Genomic DNA, 21,502 nt, shown 5'->3' on the forward strand with positions numbered 1-21,502 from the left:
CCGCTTCCTCCGGTGGAAGGCCGGGGACCCATGTCGTTCGGCCTGTTCCAGCGCGAACAGCGCAGCCTGTTCGGCGAACTGCTCGACTGGATGCTCACGCCGCTGCTGCTGCTGTGGCCCCTGTCGCTGGCGCTCACCTGGTTCGTGGCCCAGGGCATTGCGAGCAAGCCGTTCGACCGCGCGCTCGAGTTCAATCTGCAGGTGCTCACGCGGCTGGTGGTGCTGGAGGATGAGCGCATTGTCTTCAAGCTCGATGCGCAGGCGCGCGATTTGCTGCGCGCGGACAACGGTGATCTCGTGTACTACCAGGTGCTCGACCCGCGTGGCGAACTCATCAGCGGGGAGATCGACTTTCCGTCTCCGCGCGACGAAGCCCTGCCCGAGCCCGGGCGCGTGCTGTTGCGGGACGACCTGTTGCGCGGCGACGAAGTGCGCGTGGCTTACACCTGGCTCGCGCGCAACGACAGCGAGCGGCTTGTGCTCATGCAGATGGCCGAAACCAAGGGCAAGCGCTCCACCCTGGCCACGGAAATCATCAAGGGCGTGATGGTGCCGCAGTTCGTCATCCTGCCGCTGGCGGTGCTGCTGGTGTGGCTGGCGCTGGTGCGCGGCATCCGCCCGCTCAACGACCTCGAGCAACGCATCCGCGCGCGCAAGCCCGACGACCTGAGTCCCATCGAAGACTCCTTCGTACCGCAGGAGGTGGCGCCACTGGTGTCGTCGATCAACGACCTGCTCAGTCGCCTGAAGGTCTCGCTCACGACACAGAAGCGCTTTCTGGCCGATGCGGCGCACCAGCTGAAAACGCCGCTCGCGGGTCTGCGCATGCAGGCCGAACTGGCGCAGCGCGAGATCGATCCCGTGGAAATCCGGGGCTCGCTGCAGCAGATTGCGCGCTCCAGCACGCGCGCCACCCACACGGTCAATCAGTTGCTCGCACTGGCGCGGGCCGAAACCACCGGTCGCTCGCTGCCCAACGAAAACATCGAGCTCTCGCGGCTGGTGCGCGGGGTGGTGCAGGAGTCGGTGCCGCGCGCGCTGGAGCACGGCATCGACCTCGGCTTCGAGGGACCGGAAGAGACACCCGAGAACTGCCTGATCGTCGGCAACCCCACGCTCCTGCAGGAGATGGTGCGCAACCTGGTGGACAACGCCATCAACTACACCGGGCGGGGCGGTGTGGTCACGGTGCGGGTGCTGCTCGACCGCTTCAGTGGCGTGCAGGTGCTGCAAGTGGAAGACGACGGCCCGGGCATTCCGGAGAACGAGCGCGCCTTTGTGCTGCAGCCGTTCTACCGAGCGCTGGGCACCAACGTGGACGGCTCGGGACTGGGGCTGGCCATCGTGCAGGAGATCGCACAGCAGCACGGGGCCACGGTGAGCATGGAAGATGCGCACGCCGAACGCAGCCCGCGCGGCTTGCGCGCCTCTGTGCGGTTCACGCCGATGCGCCCCACCCAGGAATGACGCTCAGGCCGCTGCTGCTGGCTTGTAGACGTTGAGCTGCAGCCGCTCGCGCTCGATCGCTCGGGCCACGGCGGGCAACGCGGCAAAACGTTGCACCAGTGACCAGGTGGCGGGCAGGCTGGTGGGATCGATCCCGGCATAACCGCCCCAGCGCAACAGCGTGAGCGCATAAGCGTCCAGCGCGCCGGGGCGCTCGCCCATGAGCCAGGGCGAGGCCTTCAGCGCCAGCGCCTCGATTTCGCCCAGCAGGCCCCGGTAGGACTGCGTGGCAAAGGCGCGGACGCCGGCCTTCACCGCTTCATCGTCGCTGTACTTCTCTGGCATGAAGACATGCGTGAAAGTCGGATGCACGGTGTTGTTCATCCAGGCCAGCGTCTGCAGCGCGCGCGTTCTTGGCGCCCCGGCGGCGGGCAGGATGCCGGCCTGCGGAAACTTCGCGTCCAGGTGCAGCACGATCGCGACGATCTGGGTCACCACCTCACCATCGTCGACCAGCACCGGCACCTGACCGCGCGGGTTGAGCGCGAGGTATTCGGGGCTGCGCTGCTCGCCTTTGTGCAGCTTGACCATGGAAGGCTCGAACTCCGCCCCGGCCAGTTCCAGCATCGAGTGCGGCACAAAAGAACAGGCCCCGGGGGCGAAATGCAGCTTCAGGCTCATGGGTAATCCTCCGAAAAAAATCAGCTCAGATGCTGGCCGACGATGCCGGCAATCTCGAACATCGTCACCTGGTCCTTGCCGAACACTGGCAGCAGTTTCGCGTCGGCATTCACGCGGCGCTTGTCCTTGGCGTCCTGCAAGCCGTTGGCCTTGATGTAATCCCACAGCTTCTTCACCACCTCGGGGCGAGAAACGGCGCCATCGCCGATCACGGCGGCCAGTGCGGCGCTGGGCTGCTTGCCGGTGGCAGCGGTGGTCTTGCGCGGCGTCTTGGGTTTCGGTGTCTTGGCGGCCACCGCTTTCTTCGCCGCTGGCGCCTTTTTGGCGGGCGCGGCTTTCGCAGCGCCCTTTTTCGCCGGGGTCGATCTGGCTGGCGCACCGGCCGCCGTCTTGCGCGGCGGGAACTTGGAAGGCGCGAACTCGAAGTTCACCTTGCCGGCTTCCTTGTCCCAGGCCAGAAAGGCCTTGAACGCGCGGCGTGTGCGCATGGAGACGAACTTGTCGAGCAGGTCGGTCTTGCCGGTTTCCAGCAGCTTGCTCATCTGCTCGCGCGCCACCGGCTGCTGCAGGATGATCTTGCCGCTCTTGAAGTCGCAGGTGGGCGTGGGCTGGGCCAGCGTGGGCACGGCGCGCTCACACACGTAGTTGCTGCCGTGCTCGTGCACCGCACCGCCGCACTTGGGGCACGTGCCCAGCGATTCGCTGCCGGTGAAGTCCACCAGCTCGCCGGTTTCTTCCCCCTTCTTGTCGTCGCCGAAGTCGAACTCAAGCTTCCAGTTCTTGTCTTCGTCGTTGAACTTGATGACGATCTCGGCCACGAAGGGCCAGCCCGCTTTGGAGCGGAAGCCTTCGAGCGGACCGATCTTCTTGTCGCGCAACAGCTGTTCGGCCTCTTCGGGCTCGAACGTGCGACCCGCCGGCGACTTCCCAAACGAAAAGCCACAGCCCTCGCTGTTGCCATCGGGGCCGGTGCAGCCGTAGCGGCGGTAGTTCTCCTTGACCACGCCGCCGCAGTTCGGGCAGGGCTTGGACAGCGTGGCGTAGTTGCCCGGAATGGTGTCGCGGTCGTATTCCTTGGCCTTCTTCACCATGCGCTCGGTCATGGCGGCGATCTCGCCCATGAAGGCAGCGCGGCTCAGCTTGCCGTGTTCCATCTGCGCCAGCTTGTATTCCCATTCGCCCGTGAGTTCGGCTTTGGAGAGTTCTTCCACGCCCAGGCCCCGCAGCAGCGTCATGAGCTGGAACGCCTTGGCGGTCGGGATGATCTCGCGGCCTTCGCGGAACATGTACTTTTCCGTCAGCAGGCCTTCGATGATGGCCGCGCGTGTCGCTGGCGTGCCCAGGCCCTTCTCCTGCATGGCTTCACGCAGCTCGTCGTCGTCCACCAGCTTGCCCGCGCCTTCCATGGCGCCGAGCAGCGTGGCTTCTGAATAGCGCGCCGGCGGCTTGGTCTTCAGGCCCTTGGGCTCCACCGACTCGGTGCGCACGGTCTCGCCTTCGCGCACCGGCACCAGGTTCTGGCCCTTGTCGCCCTCTTTGGCGTCGGTCACGTCTTCGGCGGCTTCCTTGCCGTACACGGCCATCCAGCCCGGCTTCACGAGCACCTTGCCTTCGGTCTTGAAGTGGTGGTTGAGCACAGAGCTGATGCGCGTCGTGACGGTGAACTCCGCACTCGGGAAGAACACCGCCAGAAAGCGGCGCACCACCAGGTCGTACAGCTTCTGCTCGGCATCGCTCAGGCCGCTGGGCGCCTGCAGCGTGGGAATGATGGCGAAGTGATCCGACACCTTGCTGTTGTCGAAGATGCGCTTGCTGGGGCGGATGTAGTTGTTGTTGAGCGCCGTGAGCGCGTGGGGCGCCAGGTGCTTCATGCCACTGCTGGCCAGCATTTCGAAAGTTTCCTTGACCGTGGGCAGGTAGTCCTCGGGCAGGGCACGGGAGTCGGTGCGGGGGTAGGTCAGGGCCTTGTGGCGTTCGTACAGGCTCTGTGCCAGCTGCAGCGTGGTCTTGGCCGAAAAGCCGAAGCGGCCGTTGGCTTCGCGCTGCAGGCTGGTCAGGTCGTACAACAGACCGCTGGCCTGGGTCGTGGGCTTGCTTTCTTCCTTCACGCTCGCGGCCTTGCTGCGAACCGCCTCGGCAATCGCCAGCGCCTCGCGCTGGCTCCAGACGCGGTCGGCGCGCAACTCGGCGTCGGCGTCGTCGCCGGTGGGCTTCTTGAAGTTGGGGTCGAACCACTTGCCCGGGTACTCGCCTGCCTCGGCCAGGAAGCTGGCGTGGATTTCCCAATAGTCGCGGCTTCTGTGCGCTCGAATCTTCTCTTCCCGCTCCACCACGATGGACAGCGTGGGCGTCTGCACCCGGCCGACCGTGGTGAGGAAAAAGCCGCCGTCGCGCGAGTTGAACGCCGTCATGGCGCGCGTGCCGTTGATGCCGACCATCCAGTCGGCTTCAGACCGGCTGCGCGCGGCGTCGGCCAGACCCAGCATCTGCTCGTTGGTGCGCAGGTGCTCGAAGCCATCGCGGATGGCCGCCGGGGTCATGGACTGCAGCCACAGGCGCTGCACCGGTTTGCCCAGGCTCGCGTAGCTGCCGTTCTTCAGACCCCCGGCGTATTGCTCGATCAACCGGAAGATGAGCTCACCCTCGCGGCCCGCGTCGCAGGCATTGATCAGGCGCGCCACGTCCTTGCGCTTGACCAGCCTGACCACCGCCGACAGGCGCGACTTGGTCTTGTCGATCGGCTTGAGTTCGAAATAGGGGGGCAACACGGGCAGGTGGGCGAAGCTCCACTTGCCGCGCTTCACATCGAATTCTTCGGGCGCGGCAATCTCGACCAGGTGACCCACGGCGGAGGTGACGACGTACTTGTCGTTCTCAAAGTGATCATCGTGTTTGTCGAACTTGCCCGCCACGGGGGTGAGCGCGCGCACGATGTCCTGGGCCACGGATGGCTTCTCGGCAATGACCAGCGTTTTCGCAAAACCTTCGGTTTTCATCTCTACAATCGGCTTTCCACGCGCGTGTACACGCGCACATGGGCACGCGCACACTCGCGCGCACCTGCATGAAACAACCTTACCAAATATTTCGGCCGTGACGAAAAGCCCCCGCCAGACGCAGCCGCGCCTCAAATCTTCCCCTCGCGCCAAGACGGCCGCACCCGCCAGCCGCCGCATCCAGACCCGGCGCTCGGGCGTCCATGGCAAGGGGGTCTATGCAGTGGTCGATCTGGCCGAAGGCGAGGCGCTTATTGAATACGTGGGCGAGATCATCACGTGGGACGAAGCGCTGCGCCGCCACCCGCACGACCCCAGCGACCCGAACCACACCTTCTATTTCCATGTGGACGAAGAGCATGTGATCGACGCGAAGGTGGGCGGCAACTCGGCGCGCTGGATCAACCACAGCTGCGATCCCAATTGCGAGGCCGACGTGGAAGAGGGGCGCGTGTTCATCAAGGCGCTGCGCAACATCGAGGCCGGCGAAGAACTGTTCTACGACTACGGACTGGTGATCGACGAGCCGTACACGCCCAAGCTGAAGGCGGAATACCCCTGCTGGTGCGGTGCGAAAAAGTGCCGCGGCACGTTGCTGGCACCCAAGCGCGCCGGCCGCGCATCGAAGCTCGGCTGAACATGGCCGCCCCCACGCTCCGCCGCTTCGCGGGTCGCTGCCCCCCAAGGGGGCTGATCCGCCTTGGGGCGGCCCGGCGGCGGATCGTTCTGCGCTATGTCTGACCTGCTCTCCCAGGCCGAAACGATCTGGCAGCACGTGGTCTGCACGCTACCCGGCTTCACCGTCGAGGTGCTGCCCAGCATCGATTCCACCAACAGCGAGCTCATGCGCCGCGCCCGGACCGGCCTGATGGAGCCGGTGCTGCTGGTGGCGGAGGAGCAGACCGCCGGGCGCGGGCGCGTGGGCAAGGCATGGCACAGCCGCCGTGGCCAGTCGCTCACGTTCTCGCTGGCGTTGCCGATGGCGCCGGCCAGCTGGTCGGGCCTGTCGCTGGCGGTGGGCGTGAGCCTCGCAAACAGCCTGCACCCGGATGTGCGGCTGAAATGGCCCAACGACCTCTGGCTGCACGAACGCAAGCTCGGCGGCATTCTGGTGGAGACCGCCAGCACCGGCGACACCACACAAGGTCTGCGCATGGTGGTGATCGGCATCGGCTTGAACGTGGCGCGGCCGGACGCGGAAGCAGTGGCCAGTCTGGGTGATGTGCCTTCTGCAATGCCGGCCATGGCGCCGGCCGGGCTGGCCGAAATTCTGGTGGGCGTGACGGCCGGCGAGGTGCTGGCCATGGTGGCTCCGGCGCTGGCGCAGGATCTGCGCGCCTTCGAGAGCCAGGGCTTTGCGGCCTTTGCCCAGCGTTTTGCCCAGCGCGACGCGCTTCGAGGCCGAAGTTTGCTGCTCTCCGATGGCACTCGCGGTACCGGCTGCGGTGTGGGCGAAGACGGCGCGCTGCAGGTGCTGACCGAGCACGGCATGCGCAGCGTCACCAGCGCGGAAGTGAGCGTGCGGCCGTGCTGAAGTGGACCATCTGGATCCTGGTGCTGGCCAACGCGGGTTACTTCGCCTGGACGCAGGGCTACCTCGACGGGCTGGGCCTGGCCCCGCAGGAGCAACGCGAGCCGCGGCGCCTGCAGGAGCAGGTCAAACCCGAGCAGTTGCGCCTGCTCAACGGACCGCGCGCCCAAGCCGAGCCAGGAGCCACCACCCCTCCTTCGGCCGCTCCCATTGCACCTGCACCGGCTGCGCCAGTGGCCGTGCTCCCGACCCCTGCCGCTCCTGCGGTGCCGGCTCCGGCTCCGCTCCCCGAAGGCGACGGCCCGCGCAGCTGCTGGCAGGCCGGCGGCTTCACCGAATCGCAAACCGAGCTGTTGCGCGCCGAGCTGGCGCTGCTGGGCTTGCCGCCCACCCGCTGGCAACTCAACGAGGTGCGCAGCGCGGGGCGCTGGATCGTCTACATGGGCCGCTACGACAACGAGGCCCAGCTTGAACGCAAGAAGGCCGAGCTGCGCGGCATCGGCGTGAGTTTCCGTGAGGTCTCGGGCAACGGCCTGGCGCCGGGGCTGGCATTGGGCACCTATTCCAGCGAAGCCGCAGCGCAGCAAGCCCTGCAACAGGCCGAACGCGGCAGCGTGCGCACCGCCAAGGTGGTCCAGGAGCGAGCGGAAGCCGTGAGCTACACGCTGCGTTTGCCGGCCATCACCGCCAGCCAGCGGGCCGCCGTGGACGGCCTGGGCGATGCAATGGCCGGGAAGACGCTGCGCGCCTGCAACTAGGCAGAACGCCCCGAAGAGCGGCCTGCGGAAACCGCCCTGCGCTGCGACACGATCACGCCCAGCACCCAGGCCCAGAGGGTGAGACCCCAGAAAAGGCTGCTGGAGCCACCACCGCCTGAAGGCGGCGGCGGCATGGCCGCAATCACCTGCACCGTGTCGGTCCCGGTGCGTCCAAGGTCATCGACCACCGTGAGACGAAACGCATAGGTGCCCTCTGTGGCGAGCGTGGTGCCGGCCAGGGAGGTGGAGGCGTTCGCCAGGGCCACCGGAGAGCCCCCGGCTTGTTGCCACTGGTGGCTGACGATGGTCGAGCCCCCGATGGCCACACTCTGGCGGCCGTCCAGCGAGATCATGCTGCCGGGTTCGACCGTACCCAGGGCCACGATCACCGCGGCCGGGCCGGCGGCGAGCTGCAGCGAGCGCTCGGCATCCAGCAGGCCGGCACCGCAGGTGCTGGTGGTGCAATTGCAGATGCCGGGGTGCGTGGCGCTGCAGGTGCTGCGGCCGCCATCGAATGCGTGCGCGCGCGCGCCGGTTTTCATGCGCTCGATGAGCTGCGCGGGATTGAGCGCGGGGTTGATGCCGAGCATGAGGCTGGCCACGCCCGCAGCCTGTGGCGCGGAAAAGCTGGTGCCCTGCTTGTAGCCGTAGGAGTTGCCCGCCGGGATGGTGGAACCGCTGTTGTCGGTGGAGACGAGGAAATTGTTCGGGCTGAAATCGGTGGAGCCTCCCGGAGCGACCAACGCCACCTGAGAGCCGAAATTCGAATAGGAAGCCTTGGCGCCATCCTTGCGCACGGCGCCAACCGCCATCACACGCCCGCAATCGGCCGGGCGCGTCAGGGCCGGATTGCCCTGCGGCAGGCCGTTCCCGGCGGCCACCACCACCAAAGCGCCTTCAGCGGTCACCGCATCAATGGTGTCCTGATAAGCCTGCGAGCAGGGCGCGTCGCCACCAAAACTGAGGTTGATGACCTTCGCCGGCGTGCTGTTGGCCGGCACACCGGCCACTGGCAGACCAGCGGCCCAGCGCAGCCCGTCGAGCAGATCCGACACCAGCGCGCCGCATTTGCCCGATACGCGAACCGGCAGCACGCTGGCGCCCCAGTTCAAGCCCACCACACCCGCCGCGTTGTTGGAGGCGGCGGCGATCTGCCCGGCAATGAAGGTGCCGTGCCAGGCACTGGGCACAGCATTGCAGAACTGGAAGACGCCCTGACCCGCCTCACCGGCAGACACCCAGTCACCCGGATCGCTGGCGTCGGCATCGCGGCCACCACCATCGTTTGCAATGGCGACCTCGCTCACCAGGTCGTAACCCGGGAGCAGGCGTCCTGCCAGATCGGGGTGATCGAAACGCACGCCGCTGTCGACCACCGCCACCACCACCGGGCTGCCATTGCGGATGGCCCAGGCCGGAGGCAAATTCAGGCCGGAGAGGTTGGTGATGTTGTCGGGTGGCAGCAGGTGCCACTGGAGGCCGTAAAGCGTGTCGTCGGGCGCTCCCTGCGCAAGCTGCTGTCGCGGCACCAGCACATCGGGTTCGACCCAGGCCACTTCGGGATGCAGGCGCAGGCGGCGCAAAGCGCGGTCGAGTGCCTGACCTTTGAGCGGGCGGTCGAAGCGCAGCAGGTGCGCATTGCCTGCCTCACCCGTTCCCGCCAGGTCCACGCCAGATTCCTTGGCCAGCCGGGCCACACGCTCCCGATCCCGGCGCGCCGCGCGTTCCCAGGCCTTGCGGGCGCGTTCACGGTCGGAGACCCAGGGGCCGCGATCGGCGTGGCGCGGCGTTGATTCTTCGCCAATGTCCTTGAAGCCGAGGATCAGGCCCGTGGCCATCACGGGCTCTTGCGCAGACCGGGCTGCGACCGGCAGAGTGGTCATGCCCAGCTGCACCACGAAGCCCAACAGGCATGTCGAGAGGAGTCGTCTCATTACGTTTTTTTAGCATGAGCCGATCGACCGGCATGCAAAGGGGGTGGGGTATCGCGGGTTATTCTGACATGGCACCCCCGTGGCGTATGTGCGTTTCGCCTCCCATGGCGTGCACTTTCATGGCCGGCGCAACGGCCGGTGCATCAGCCGGGGCGGGCAAGCGCGGTCGGTCGCTGCGCCTCGAACCAGTCGAGCGCCTCGTTCCAGAGCGGCAGGGCCTTGGGCCGAAAGTAGCCCATGTGGCCGATCGGGCCGAGCCCGTTGCGACGGGAATCGATGGTGACGGCACGAACCGCCGCGTTGCGGTAGCCAGCCATGAATGCATCGCGGGAGGCTGGTGGCGCCCAGGCGTCGTCCAGCGCATTGGCCGCCACGATCGGAAAGCGCACGTCGTCAAACCGCTCGGTGGTGGACTGCATGTGGGGATCGTCGAAGAAGTAGCGCGGGAAGCCACACCAGTGGCGCCACTGGCGGTAGACATCCAGCGGCAGGTCTTCTCCCATGCCGAGCCGGCTCCAGGGCAGATAACCGGCGAGGCGCGTCCACACCGGCCCGAGCACGCGCCACATAAAGAGCACGCGCAGGCGCTCCAGTGGCGGCATCCAGCCGTGCCAGCCGGCACCGGTGGCAAAGGTGTACGCGCCGTCCACCCAGTCGTGCCGGGGCAGCAAGCCCAGGGCGTGGCCGCCGTAAGAGTGGCCCACCAGGTAGAGCGGCATGCCGTCCTGACGCATGGCCTGCACGGCAGCGGCCAGATCAAGCCGGCCCCAGTCGAGGTAATCCATGCGGAAGCCCTTGAGAGAAGGCGGGGCCGACCGGCCGATACCACGGTAGTCGAGCGTGAGCACGTCGAAGCCGCGCCGGGCGGCATGTTCCGCGAACCGTTTGTAGAAGCCCTGCGGCACCCCCGTGGCGCCACCGACCACCAAGTGCGCTCGTGCAGGCCCGGCACTCCGGTAGCGCAGCGCCGCCAGTTCGTAACCATCAGCGGCAGTGAGGGTGAGGCGCTCGGCCCGCACGGGCAACTCGGGGGTGGGGTTCATTTGGTTGCTCCATGGGAACGGCCCGCAAGCAGGGTGAGCAATGCCTGCGTGGCCTGGTGGATGGGTTCGACGCTCTGCGCCACGCGGGCCTGCAGCAGGCCGCCTTCGTAGGTGGCCACGATCAGGGCCGCCAGACCACGGGCTTGGTCCGACGGTTCGCCGGCTTGGGCGAGCGCCAGCGCGATGCGCTCGCGCAGGCGAGCGAAGGCCTGGTTGAGCGCGGCGCGCAACGCAGGGTCGTCCGGTGTGGACTCCAGCGCCACAGTGGCCAGCGGACAGCCGGATTCAAACCCGGTGTCCTGCAGGCGTGCAGTGGCACCCGCCATCCACCGGCGCGTGGCCTCGATCGGGTCGGGCGTGGTGGCCAGCAAGGCATCGAGCCCGCGCAGCATGCGGTCCACCACCGCGTCGATCGCAGCCACCGCCAGCTCGGTCTTGCCGCCCGGAAAGTGGTGGTAGAGCACGCCCTTGGGCGCGCCCGCCTGGGCCAGCAGTTCGGTCAGGCCGATGCCGTGCAGACCGCGCCTTCGCAGCGCGTCGTCATGGCGGCGATCAGGCGTTCGCGGGTGCCGGGGGTCGGGACTTCGTTCATGAGGTGAAATCTATAGACCGGTCGGTCTAGTGTCAAGTCCAGACACAAAAAAAGCGCCCGAAGGCGCTCTTTCTCGACGGTCAGCGTGTGCTCACTTGGCCACGACGCGAACCATCTCAAGGCACTTGTTGGAGTAACCCCATTCGTTGTCGTACCAGCTCACCACCTTGATGAAGGTCTTGTCCAGCGCAATGCCCGCGTCGGCGTCGAAGATGGAGGTGCGGGTGTCGCCGCGGAAATCGGTGGCCACGACCTTGTCTTCGGTGTAGCCCAGCACGCCCTTGAGCGCGCCTTCGGCCTGGGCCTTCATCTCGGCCTTGATCTCTTCGTAGCTGGCTTCCTTTTCCAGCTCCACCGTGAGGTCGACCACCGACACGTCGCTGGTCGGCACCCGGAAGCTCATGCCGGTGAGCTTCTTGTTGAGCTCGGGAATCACCACGCCCACGGCCTTGGCCGCGCCGGTGCTGCTGGGAATGATGTTCTCCAGAATGCCGCGGCCGCCGCGCCAGTCCTTGTTGCTCGGGCCGTCCACGGTCTTCTGCGTGGCGGTGGCGGCGTGCACGGTGGTCATCAGCCCGCGCTTGATGCCCCACTTGTCGTTGAGCACCTTGGCGATGGGCGCCAGGCAGTTGGTGGTGCACGACGCGTTGGAAATGATGGCTTCACCCTTGTAGGTCTTGTCGTTGACGCCGAAGACGAACATGGGCGTGTCGTCCTTGGAGGGGGCGGAGAGGATAACCTTCTTCGCGCCAGCGTCCAGGTGCTTCTGCGCCGTGACCTTGTCCAGGAACAGGCCGGTGGATTCGATCACGACCTCGGCACCGACGTCGGCCCACTTCAGGTTGGCGGGATCGCGTTCCTGGGTCAGGCGGATCTTCTTGCCGTTGACGATCAGGGTATTGCCTTCCACCGAGACGCTGCCCTTGAAGCGGCCGTGCACGCTGTCGTACTGCAGCATGTAGGCCAGGTAGTCGGGCTCGAGCAGGTCGTTGATGGCCACGACTTCGATGTCGCTGAAGTTCTGCAGGGCACTGCGCAGCACGTTGCGGCCGATTCGGCCGAAGCCGTTGATGCCGATCTTGATCGTCATTTCTTGTCTCTCCAAGGGTTTCAAAAAAAGGTCACGAACTCACTTGGCCAGCACGGCGCGCACCGTGTCCGCCACGTTTTCAGGGGTGAAGCCGAAGTGCTTGAACAGCACCGGCGCAGGAGCCGATTCGCCATAGGTGTCCAGGCCCACCACGGCGGCCACGCCGTATTTCCACCAACCGTCGGTGGAGCCCATTTCCACCGCAACGCGCGGCAGGCCGGCCGGCAGCACCGAGGCCTTGTAGGCTGCGTCCTGACGGTCGAAGGTGGTGGTGCTGGGCACGGACACCACGCGCACAGCGATCTGGTGTTCCCGCGCCAGCAGCTCTTGCGCTTTCAGCGCCAGCTGCACTTCGGAACCCGTGGCGATGATCACCGCCTGCGCTTTTTTCTTCATGCCGACCTCGGCCGGCTCGGCGAGCACATAGGCGCCTTTGCTGATCTCGCCCAGATCGCTCTTGGGCGCGTAGGGCAGGTTCTGGCGGCTGAGCAACATGGCCGTGGGGCGCGTCGTGTTCTGCAGCGCCACCGCCCACGCTACGGCTGTCTCGGCGGTGTCGGCCGGACGCCAGACATCCAGGTTGGGGATCAGGCGCAGGCTGGCGGCGTGTTCGATGGACTGGTGCGTCGGACCGTCTTCACCGAGGCCGATGGAGTCGTGCGTGAACACATGGATGACACGCTGCTTCATCAGTGCGGCCATGCGGATGGCATTGCGGCTGTAGTCGCTGAAGGTGAGGAAGGTGCCGCCGTAAGGAATGAAGCCACCGTGCAGCGCCACGCCGTTCATGATGGCGGCCATGCCGAATTCGCGCACGCCGTAATTGATGTGGCGACCGCCCTGGCCCTGTTCGTTCTTCACCACCTCGCCGGCGAGGTTGAAGCGCAACGCTGGCGTGGCCTTGGTGTTGGTGAGGTTGGAGCCGGTGAGGTCGGCGGAGCCGCCCAGCATCTCGGGCAGCGCGGCGGTGAAGGTCTCGAGCGCGAGCTGGCTGGCCTTGCGGCTGGCCACGGTTTCGGCCTTGGTGTGGGCGGTCACGACCGCATCCACCGCCACCTGGGCAAAATTCTTCGGCAGCTCGCCCTTCATGCGGCGGGTGAACTCTTTGGCGAGCTCGGGGAAAGCGGTCTTGTAGGCTGCAAACGTGGCGTTCCAGGCGGCTTCCGAAGCCTTGCCCGCTTCCCTGGCGTCCCAGGCGGCATACACGTCCTGCGGCACTTCGAAAGGTTTGTGCATCCAGCCGAGCGCTTCGCGGGTGAGCTGAATTTCGTCGGAACCCAGCGGCTCTCCATGCGCCTTGGCGGTGTTGGCGCGGTTGGGGCTGCCCTTGCCGATGGCCGTCTTGCAGATGATCAGCGTGGGGGCGTCGGCCTTGTTCTTCGCATCGGCGATCGCACGGTCCACTGCGTCGGTGTCGTGGCCGTCGATCGGGCCGATCACGTTCCAGCCGTAGGCCGCGAAGCGCAGCGCCGTGTTGTCGATGAACCAGGGCGTGACCTGACCGTCGATGGAGATGCCGTTGTCGTCGTACAGCGCAACCAGCTTGTTGAGCTTCCACGCGCCAGCCAGCGCGCAGGCCTCGTGGCTGATGCCTTCCATCAGGCAACCGTCGCCCAGGAACACATACGTGTGGTGGTCAACGATGGTGTGACCGGGGCGGTTGAACTCTGCGGCCAGCAGCTTTTCGGCCAGCGCCATGCCCACCGCGTTGGTCACGCCCTGGCCGAGCGGGCCAGTGGTGGTTTCCACGCCGGGGGTGATGCCCACCTCCGGATGGCCGGCGGTCTTGCTGTGCAACTGGCGGAAGTTTTTCAGTTCGCCGATGGGCAGCTTGTAGCCGGTGAGATGCAACAGCGCGTAGATCAGCATCGACCCATGGCCATTGGAGAGCACGAAACGGTCCCGGTTGGGCCACTGGGGGTTGGTCGGGTTGTGGCGCAAATGGCGTCCCCACAGCGCCACCGCCATGTCCGCCATGCCCATGGGCGCACCCGGGTGGCCCGAGTTGGCCTGCTGCACCGCGTCCATGGCGAGGGCGCGAATGGCGTTGGCCTGGGTCTGGGGCGTCACGGCCGAGGCGGCAGAAGCGGAGCGGGTGGGGGTGCTGGCAGCGTCGGACATGGTGGGGTGGGTAGTGAAGGGGGTGGAATTGCGTGGCAGCGCAAAACCCGTGATTTTATCGGGCTGTCCGGCCCCACCTCGCCCCGGAATCCGGCCGTCGTGCGCTCTCGCGCACATAATTCCGCACCTGCACCACACAGCCTCATGCCTCGCCTCCCAGCCGAACCGCCCGCCGCCGCCCCGATCGCGGCCATGATCCTTGCCGCCGGACGCGGCATGCGCATGCGCCCGCTCACCGACACGCAGCCCAAGCCCTTGCTGCCGGTGCACGGCAAGCCCTTGATGCAGTGGCCCCTGGAAGCGTTGCACGCCGGCGGTTTCGATCGCGTGGTGGTCAACACCGCCTGGCTGGGCGAACAGATCGACGATTTCTGCACGAACTGGCAAGCCGGACATGCCGGCACCGAGGTGACCGTTTCACGCGAGGGGCAGGATTTCGGCTACGCACTGGAAACCGCCGGCGGCATCGCCCGGGCGCTGCCGCTGCTGGGCGACGTGTTCTGGGTGCTGGCGGGCGACGTTTACGTGCCGGGTTTTGTTTTCGCGCCCGCGAGCGTGGTGCGCTTTTTGGCCAGCCCCATGCTCGCGCACCTCTGGCTGGTGCCCAACCCGCCCCACAACCCGCGTGGCGACTTCGGCCTGAGCGCCGAGGGCCTGGCCCTGAACCACGCCGAGACCCGCTACACCTACAGCACGATCGGCCTGTACCGGCGTGAACTGTTCGAGCCGCCCTGGTGCGAGATCCTGCCGGGAAATCCACAAGGCACGGCCGAACCGCTGGCGCCGCTGCTGCGCCGGGCGATGGACGCGGGCCTGGTGAGCGCCGAGCTGTATTCGGGGCCCTGGGTGGACGTGGGCACCCCCGAACGCCTGGCCGAGCTCAACGCTGAAGCCTGAAGCCCCAATACGGCCAGAAAGCGCCAAAACCCCGACAATGGCGCGCATGGACGCCACCACCCACACCCAGCTCTACGCCGAACGCCGCGCCCGCGTGGCAGCCCAACTGGGCGCCGGCGGCATCGCCATCGTGCCCACCGCCCTGGAGCGGCCGCGCAACCGTGACAGCGACTTCCTCTACCGGCACGACAGCTACTTCTACTACCTCACCGGTTTCACCGAGCCCAACGCCTGGCTGGTGATCACGGCCGAGGGCAGCACCACGCTGTTCTGCCAACCCAAGGACCTGGAGCGCGAGATCTGGGACGGCATCCGTCTGGGGCCAGTGGCCGCACCTGAGAGCCTGGGTGTGAGCGAGGCGCATGCCGTGACCGAGCTGGACCAGCGCCTGCCCAGGCTGCTGGAGAACCGCCACACCGTGTGGTACCCGTTTGCCACGCACGAGGGCCTGGAGAGCCGCATCAACGGCTGGCTGCAGCCGGTGCGCGCACGGGTGCGCTACGGTGCGCTGTGCCCCGAGTCGCAGCGCGACCTGTGTGGTCTGCTGGATGAAATGCGGCTGGTGAAGGACACGTTTGAGCAGGCCACCATGCGCCGCGCCGCACAGATCAGCGCGCAGGCCCACATTCGCGCCATGCAGCGCAGCGCGGCCATGCTCCGTGCGGGCCAGGACGTGCGCGAGTACCACCTGGACGCGGAACTGCTGCACTGCTTCCGCGAGCACGGTTCGCAATACCCGGCCTACGGCAGCATCGTCGCCGCCGGTGCCAACGCCTGCGTGCTGCACTACCGCGCCGACACCGCACCCATCCGCAGCGGCGAGCTGGTGCTGATCGACGCCGGCTGCGAGCTCGATGGCTACGCCAGCGACATCACGCGCACCTTCCCGGCCAACGGAAAGTTCACCGGCCCACAGCGCACGCTTTACGACCTGGTGCTGGCCAGCCAGGACGCCGCCGTGGCCGCCACGAAGGCCGGCGCCCGCTTCGTCGATCCGCACGAGGCCACGGTGGCCGTGCTCGCCCAGGGCCTGCTCGATGTGGGCCTGCTGGACAAGAACAAGGTGGGCAGCGCACAGGACGTGATTGCCAACCGAGCCTACTTCCCGTTCTACATGCACCGCACCGGCCACTGGCTGGGCATGGACGTGCACGACTGCGGCAGCTATGTGGAGCCGTCCGAGCTGGGTACGGTGAGCGAGCGCAAGGACCCGCTGAGTGGCGAGATCATCAAGGACCGCCCCAGCCGCTTGCTGCGACCGGGCATGGTGCTCACCATCGAACCGGGTCTCTACGTGCGACCCGGCGAAGGCGTGCCCGAGCAGTTCTGGAACATCGGCATCCGCATCGAAGACGACGCCATCGTGACGCCGACGGGCTGCGAGCTGATCTCACGCGACGTGCCGGTCAAGGCCGACGAGATCGAAGCGCTCATGCGCGGCTAAGGGCGAATAGCCCTTTCAGAAATCGTTAATTTTCTGATAATCATTCGCATTTAAGATATTCTCCTCGGGCATACGGACACCCGTTCGTGCCATCCCGCAGGAGAACCTATGCACCTCAAGACCACCCTGGCCACCGCCATTCTTGGCCTGGCCCTGACCGCCAACGCACAGGCGCAGTCCCCCGCCACGTACGCCTCCGTGGCCACCAACTACGCCGCTCTGGTGCACGCCAACTACAGCGACACCCTCGCTGGCGCGCAGGAAATGCAGGCCGCCATTGCCGCCTTCGTGGCCGCGCCATCGGCCGACGGCTTGGCCGCCGCGCGCAAGGCGTGGCTGTCTGCGCGCGAGTCCTATGGCCAGACCGAGGCTTTCCGCTTCTACGGCGGTCCGATCGACGACGACAAAGGACCGGAGGGCCAGATCAACGCCTGGCCGCTGGACGAGGCCTATGTGGACTACGTGCAGGGCAAGCCCAAGGCGGGCCTGGTCAACGACGCCAAGTTCAAGATCACGAAGGCCAACCTCGTGAAATTCAATGAGCGCGGTGGTGAGGAAAACATCAGCTCTGGCTGGCACGCTGTTGAATTCCTGCTCTGGGGCCAGGACCTCAGCGAAACCGGCCCGGGCAACCGCTCGTTTGAAGACTATGTGGACGGCAAGACGCCCAACGCCGACCGCCGCCGCCAGTTCCTGACCGTGGCCACCTCGCTGCTGGTGGACGATCTGGCGTCCGTCACCGAGGCCTGGGCGCCCGGCCAGAAAAACTACCGCGCGCGCTTCGAGAAGGGCGGCAAGGAGTCGGTGCGCAAGATCATCGTCGGCCTGGGCTCCCTCTCGCGCGGTGAACTGGCCGGCGAGCGCATGGAAGTGGCGTTGAATTCACAAGATCAGGAAGACGAACACTCCTGCTTCTCCGACAACACACACCGCGACATCGTGACCAACGCCACCGGCATCCAGAACGTCTGGCTCGGCCAGTACAAGAAGCGCGACGGCAGCTTGGTGCAAGGGCCGGGCGTGCGCGATCTGGTGGCGGCGAAGAAGGCCGATCTGGCCGAAAAAACCTCCGCGCTACTCGCCGCTTCCGTGGCGGCGGCGGAGTCGATACCCGCACCGTTCGATCGCGCCATCGGCAAGGGCACGGCGGGCCGCCCGGCGGTGGAGAAAACCATTGCCAGCCTGGTGGCGCAGTCCAAGTTGCTGGTGGAATCTGCAAGCGCGGTGGGCATTGCCAAACTCACACTCGTGGAACCCTGAACCGGCCGCCATGAAGCCCCTCACCCACGTGCGGCGGCATGTCGCTCTTGCGATGCTGCTCACGGGGTGCGCCGCCGCGTGGTGGTTGCACGCCGACGAAGCACCCGACCCACTCGGTGAAAAGACCGGGGGCGCCACCACCGTGTACGCCACCGGCAAGAACGCGTTCTCGTTCCCGCTTGCCAACCTGGACGATCCCGGGCGCACGCGCTTCGTGATCGGCAACTCCTTCTTCAAGCGAAACTGGGTCGAAGCGCCGGCTTCGACCACGGCGCGCGATGGGCTCGGCCCTCACTTCATCGCGCGTTCGTGCGCGGGTTGCCACGTGCTCGACGGACGAGGAGCGCCACCCGAATGGAAGAACACATTGGGCGCCGAGCCCGAAGGCACGGTGGCCTTGCTCATGCGCCTGTCGGTCGCGGGCACGCCCGACCCAAAGGCTGGCGTGCGGCCCGACCCGGTATATGGCGACCAGTTCAACAACGCGGCCATTCAAGGCGTGAAGCCCGAAGGCCGCGTAGAGATGCAGCAGCAACCGCTTCGTGGGCGCTTCGCCGACGGCACACGCTATGTGTTGCAGAAGCCCGTTTACAAGCTGACCGATCTGGCCTACGGTCCCTTCGCGCCGGGCCTGATGGTGAGTCCGCGCATTGCGCCTCAGATCGCCGGCATCGGGCTCCTGGAGGCCATTCCCGAAGACGAGATTTTGCGGAACGCACGAGAGCAGGCGGCCGCACCGGGCCCCATCAAGGGCCAACCCAACCGCGTTTGGGACGTGTTCGCGAAGGAAGTGCGCATCGGTCGCTTTGGCTGGAAGGCTAACGTCGCCACCATCGCACACCAGACCGCCGGCGCCTTCCACGGCGACATCGGCATCACCTCGACCGTTTCCCCGCAAGAGACCTGCACCCCGACGCAGAAGGATTGCCTGGCCGCGCCGCATGGCGCCGGCAAGGCCAGCGGACGCGACGGCATCGTGCCCGCATCCAGGGCGGGCAGCAGCGCGCCCGAGATCGATGACGAGACGCTGGGCCATGTGATCTTCTACCAGGCCACGCTGGCACCTGCCGCCCGGCGCCAGGTGAAGGACGCCCAGGTGCTGCGGGGCCAGTCGTTGTTCTCGCAGGCGCAGTGCGCCACCTGCCACCGCCCGAGCTACGTCACCGCCGAGGGGCCGTTCCCGCACCTCACCAGCCCCGCCCTCAAGGGCCAGCGTATCTGGCCGTACACCGATTTGCTGCTGCACGACATGGGCCCCGATCTGGCCGATGACCGTCCCGATTTTCAGGCCACCGGCAGCCAATGGAAAACGCCGCCACTCTGGGGCATCGGGCTGATCCGCGACGTGAACGGTCACCAGCGCCTGCTGCACGACGGGCGCGCCAACGGCGTGCTCGAAGCCATCCTCTGGCACGGTGGCGAAGCACAAGCGTCGAAAGAACAGGTGCTCAAGATGAAGCCCGCCGAACGCCAGGCACTGGTGAAGTTTGTGGAGTCGCTATGACCCAGCTCTTTCGAGCACTGTCCGCCGCCGCGCTGGCCTGTGGCCTGTCGGTGGCCACCGCGCAAGTGCCCGCGCCGGTGGTGGCCGCGCCCTACTACTCGGCCGAGCAGGCCATGCAAGGCCTCTACACCCACCACCTGCCACCGCTGGCACGAGCGTTCCGGGCCGAAGCGGATCGGCTCGTGGCCACCACCAGCCAGCATTGCCAGGGCAAGATCCCGCTGGCGGAACTGCGCGCTCAATGGCAGCGCACGCTGGTGAGCTGGGCGGCTTTGTCCACGCCCGCTGTGGGGCCGGTGGTGACGCGGCGCTCGCAGCGCCAGATCGACTTCTGGCCCACGCGCCCCGACCTGCTGCGCCGCTCGCTGGAGAAAGCCCCCACCACGCTGGCCGATATGGACCGCGTGGGCACGCCGGCCAAAGGTTTTCCCGCGATCGAGGTGTTGATGAACCAGTGGGCCGCCAGCCGTCAGCCCGCACCGGCTGCGGCCTGTCGTTATGCCGAGCTGGTGTCGCAAGGCATCGCGGCAGAAGCGGGCGAACTTCAGAAGGAGTTCAGCATTTGGTCCAGCAAGGACTGGGACGACGAACCCGAAGACACCAAGGCCGCGCTGGTCGAGTGGGTCAACCAGTGGCTTGCGGGTCTGGAGCGGTTGCGTTGGGCGCACATTGAGAAGCCCATCACCAGCCACCAGACCACCGGCAATGCGGTGAAAGGCGCGCCGGTGCCGTTCGCCCGGCAGGAGCGCGAAAGTGGCCTGAACGACTGGCGCTCGCAATGGCAGAGCCTGCTCGCGCAGGGCCGCCTGCCGCCGGGTGCGCCGCCACCCGCAGCGGGCGGCGCGCTGGTGCCCATGGAGGCGCTGCTGATGGGGCGCGGCCAGTTGGCGTTGGCCCAGAAGTGGGGCCAGGCGCTGGACCAGGTGACAGCCGGCATGGAGAAGCTCAGCCCGCGTTCGAGCGAACGCGAGTTGCTGGCCGTCACGAAGTCGATGAAGTCGGTCACCGTGCTGTTTCAGAACGAGGTAGCCGCCGCGCTCGACGTCCCTCTGGGCTTCTCCGATGCGGATGGAGATTGAGGGCACCCCGCTGCTGTCGCGTCGCCAATGGATGGCGGCGGCAGCAGCGCTATGCCTCGCACCCGCCTGGGCCGCAACGCGCACAAGCACCACGCGCCTGCTCGCCGCCTGGCAGGCCTCCAGCGAACAACGCATTGGCGTGATCGGTGTGGACGGCGTGCGCTGGTCGGTACAACGCGAGCTCATCGTGCCCACCCGCGCGCACGGCCTGCTGGTGGAGGCCGGCGGCAGCGTGCTCGCCACCGCCCGGCGCCCCGGCGACTGGCTGTTGCGCTGGCACCCTGCCAGCGGGCAGACCCAATGGCACTGGATCGAGGACGACCGCCGATTCAATGGCCACGCGGCCGCCAGTCCCGACGGCCAGACGATCTGGACCACCGAGACCGATCTGGACAACGCGCAAGGCTGCCTTGCGGTGCGAGACGCGAAGACGCTGGAAAAGCGCGATGAGTGGGCCACGCGTGGCATGGATCCGCACGAGTTCCTGGTGCTTCCCCGGCCAGTGGGCGATGTTCCCGCGGGCAGCCTGATCGTGGCCAATGGTGGCATTCCCACGCTGCCCGAAACCGGCCGCAGCAAACGCGCGCTCGACCGCATGGACGCTTCCCTGGTCGCGCTGAACCCGCGCGACGGCGCGCTGCAGGGTCAGTGGCGTCTGGACGATTCTTTCCTCAGCGTCCGCCACCTCGCCTGGGACCCGGTCTCGCGCACCGTGGGCATTGCCCTGCAGGCCGAACATCCCGATGCCGAGGCCAGGCGCCGCGCGCCGGTGCTTGCGGTGTGGAACGGCGAGCGCCTGCAGGCCGCCCGGGAACAACCGGCCATGCAGGGCTACGGCGGCGACATCTGCGCCAGGCCCGGCGGAGGCTTTGTGGTGAGTTGCCCGCGTGCAGACGCGCTGGCCTTGTTCAACGCCGATGCACTCTGGGCCCAGAGCCAGCCCCATCGCGAAGCGTATGCACTGACGGCGGATGGAGCCCACTGGTGGGCCAGTGGGTCAGAAGGTGTGTGGTGCGCGCCCGAAGCCATCGAGGCCCGCGCCGCCACCCGGATTCAATTCGACAACCACTGGGTGGCTATGTGAGCACGGCGGGTCCTTAGCCGTCGCCCTCAACCTGGCTGTACG

The 21,502-nt window shown here is 66.9% G+C and carries 17 protein-coding genes; 10 read left to right on the plus strand and 7 right to left on the minus strand.

The window, feature by feature from the left end:
* Positions 1-30: 30 nt before the first annotated feature.
* A complete protein-coding gene (locus CAP37_RS19345; protein WP_086126053.1) occupies positions 31-1,467 on the plus strand; it encodes a sensor histidine kinase in 1,437 nt (478 codons plus the stop codon).
* A gap of 3 nt (positions 1,468-1,470) precedes the next feature.
* Here CAP37_RS19345 and CAP37_RS19350 read toward each other — a convergent pair whose 3' ends face one another.
* Together CAP37_RS19350 and CAP37_RS19355 are read right to left on the minus strand one after the other, a co-directional pair.
* A complete protein-coding gene (locus tag CAP37_RS19350; protein WP_086126056.1) occupies positions 1,471-2,127 on the minus strand; it encodes a glutathione S-transferase family protein in 657 nt (218 codons plus the stop codon).
* A gap of 20 nt (positions 2,128-2,147) precedes the next feature.
* The gene (locus CAP37_RS19355) at positions 2,148-5,123 is read right to left on the minus strand and encodes a DNA topoisomerase III (RefSeq protein WP_086126058.1); all 2,976 of its coding nucleotides are present in this window, start codon (positions 5,121-5,123) and stop codon (positions 2,148-2,150) included.
* Positions 5,124-5,220: 97 nt separating this feature from the next.
* Here CAP37_RS19355 and CAP37_RS19360 point away from each other — a divergent pair, with 97 nt between their 5' ends.
* The 3 genes from CAP37_RS19360 to CAP37_RS19370 all read left to right on the plus strand — a co-directional run bounded on the left by CAP37_RS19360 (position 5,221) and on the right by CAP37_RS19370 (position 7,412).
* On the plus strand, positions 5,221-5,760 hold the full coding sequence (locus CAP37_RS19360; protein WP_373271106.1) for an SET domain-containing protein: 540 nt from the start codon (positions 5,221-5,223) through the stop codon (positions 5,758-5,760).
* Positions 5,761-5,856: 96 nt separating this feature from the next.
* Positions 5,857-6,657, plus strand: a complete 801-nt coding sequence (locus CAP37_RS19365; protein WP_086126060.1) for a biotin--[acetyl-CoA-carboxylase] ligase — start codon at positions 5,857-5,859, stop codon at positions 6,655-6,657.
* Positions 6,651-7,412 (plus strand): SPOR domain-containing protein, encoded by a 762-nt coding sequence (locus CAP37_RS19370; RefSeq protein WP_086126063.1) that lies wholly within the window; start codon positions 6,651-6,653, stop codon positions 7,410-7,412. The genes CAP37_RS19365 and CAP37_RS19370 overlap by 7 nt, the downstream gene beginning before the upstream one ends.
* On the opposite strand, the gene CAP37_RS19375 is transcribed toward CAP37_RS19370, so the two are convergent.
* The 5 genes from CAP37_RS19375 to tkt form a co-directional block, all read right to left on the minus strand.
* Complete coding sequence (locus CAP37_RS19375; protein WP_086126074.1) at positions 7,409-9,346, minus strand: S8 family peptidase; 1,938 nt, start codon at positions 9,344-9,346, stop codon at positions 7,409-7,411. The genes CAP37_RS19370 and CAP37_RS19375 overlap by 4 nt on opposite strands.
* Before the next feature lie 143 nt (positions 9,347-9,489).
* Complete coding sequence (locus CAP37_RS19380; protein WP_086126077.1) at positions 9,490-10,389, minus strand: alpha/beta fold hydrolase; 900 nt, start codon at positions 10,387-10,389, stop codon at positions 9,490-9,492.
* Positions 10,386-10,922, minus strand: coding sequence for a TetR/AcrR family transcriptional regulator (locus tag CAP37_RS19385; RefSeq protein ID WP_373271108.1), 537 nt, complete (start codon positions 10,920-10,922; stop codon positions 10,386-10,388). The genes CAP37_RS19380 and CAP37_RS19385 overlap by 4 nt, the downstream gene beginning before the upstream one ends.
* A 150-nt stretch (positions 10,923-11,072) precedes the next feature.
* Entirely contained in the window at positions 11,073-12,071 is a 999-nt protein-coding gene (gene gap / locus CAP37_RS19390; protein WP_086126080.1) for a type I glyceraldehyde-3-phosphate dehydrogenase, read from the minus strand.
* 39 nt (positions 12,072-12,110) lie between these two features.
* Complete coding sequence (gene tkt / locus CAP37_RS19395) at positions 12,111-14,192, minus strand: transketolase (RefSeq protein WP_086126084.1); 2,082 nt, start codon at positions 14,190-14,192, stop codon at positions 12,111-12,113.
* 144 nt (positions 14,193-14,336) lie between these two features.
* Between tkt and CAP37_RS19400 the strand changes: the two genes are divergently transcribed.
* The 6 genes from CAP37_RS19400 (at position 14,337) to CAP37_RS19425 (ending at position 21,460) form a co-directional block, all read left to right on the plus strand.
* Entirely contained in the window at positions 14,337-15,089 is a 753-nt protein-coding gene (locus CAP37_RS19400) for a nucleotidyltransferase family protein (RefSeq protein ID WP_306297840.1), read from the plus strand.
* 46 nt (positions 15,090-15,135) lie between these two features.
* Positions 15,136-16,533 (plus strand): aminopeptidase P N-terminal domain-containing protein, encoded by a 1,398-nt coding sequence (locus CAP37_RS19405; RefSeq protein ID WP_086126087.1) that lies wholly within the window; start codon positions 15,136-15,138, stop codon positions 16,531-16,533.
* Positions 16,534-16,641: 108 nt separating this feature from the next.
* The gene (locus CAP37_RS19410; protein ID WP_086126090.1) at positions 16,642-17,793 is read left to right on the plus strand and encodes an imelysin family protein; all 1,152 of its coding nucleotides are present in this window, start codon (positions 16,642-16,644) and stop codon (positions 17,791-17,793) included.
* Between the two features lie 52 nt (positions 17,794-17,845).
* Positions 17,846-19,297 carry a di-heme oxidoredictase family protein gene (locus CAP37_RS19415; protein WP_256927082.1) on the plus strand — a complete coding sequence of 484 codons (1,452 nt, stop codon included), beginning with the start codon at positions 17,846-17,848 and terminating at the stop codon, positions 19,295-19,297.
* Positions 19,294-20,376, plus strand: coding sequence for an imelysin family protein (locus CAP37_RS19420; RefSeq protein WP_086126095.1), 1,083 nt, complete (start codon positions 19,294-19,296; stop codon positions 20,374-20,376). The genes CAP37_RS19415 and CAP37_RS19420 overlap by 4 nt, the downstream gene beginning before the upstream one ends.
* The gene (locus CAP37_RS19425; protein WP_086126098.1) at positions 20,360-21,460 is read left to right on the plus strand and encodes a DUF1513 domain-containing protein; all 1,101 of its coding nucleotides are present in this window, start codon (positions 20,360-20,362) and stop codon (positions 21,458-21,460) included. The genes CAP37_RS19420 and CAP37_RS19425 overlap by 17 nt, the downstream gene beginning before the upstream one ends.
* The last annotated feature ends 42 nt before the right edge of the window (positions 21,461-21,502 follow it).

The sequence above is a fragment of the Hydrogenophaga sp. IBVHS1 genome, from assembly GCF_002127265.1.
GTDB lineage: Bacteria > Pseudomonadota > Gammaproteobacteria > Burkholderiales > Burkholderiaceae_C > Hydrogenophaga.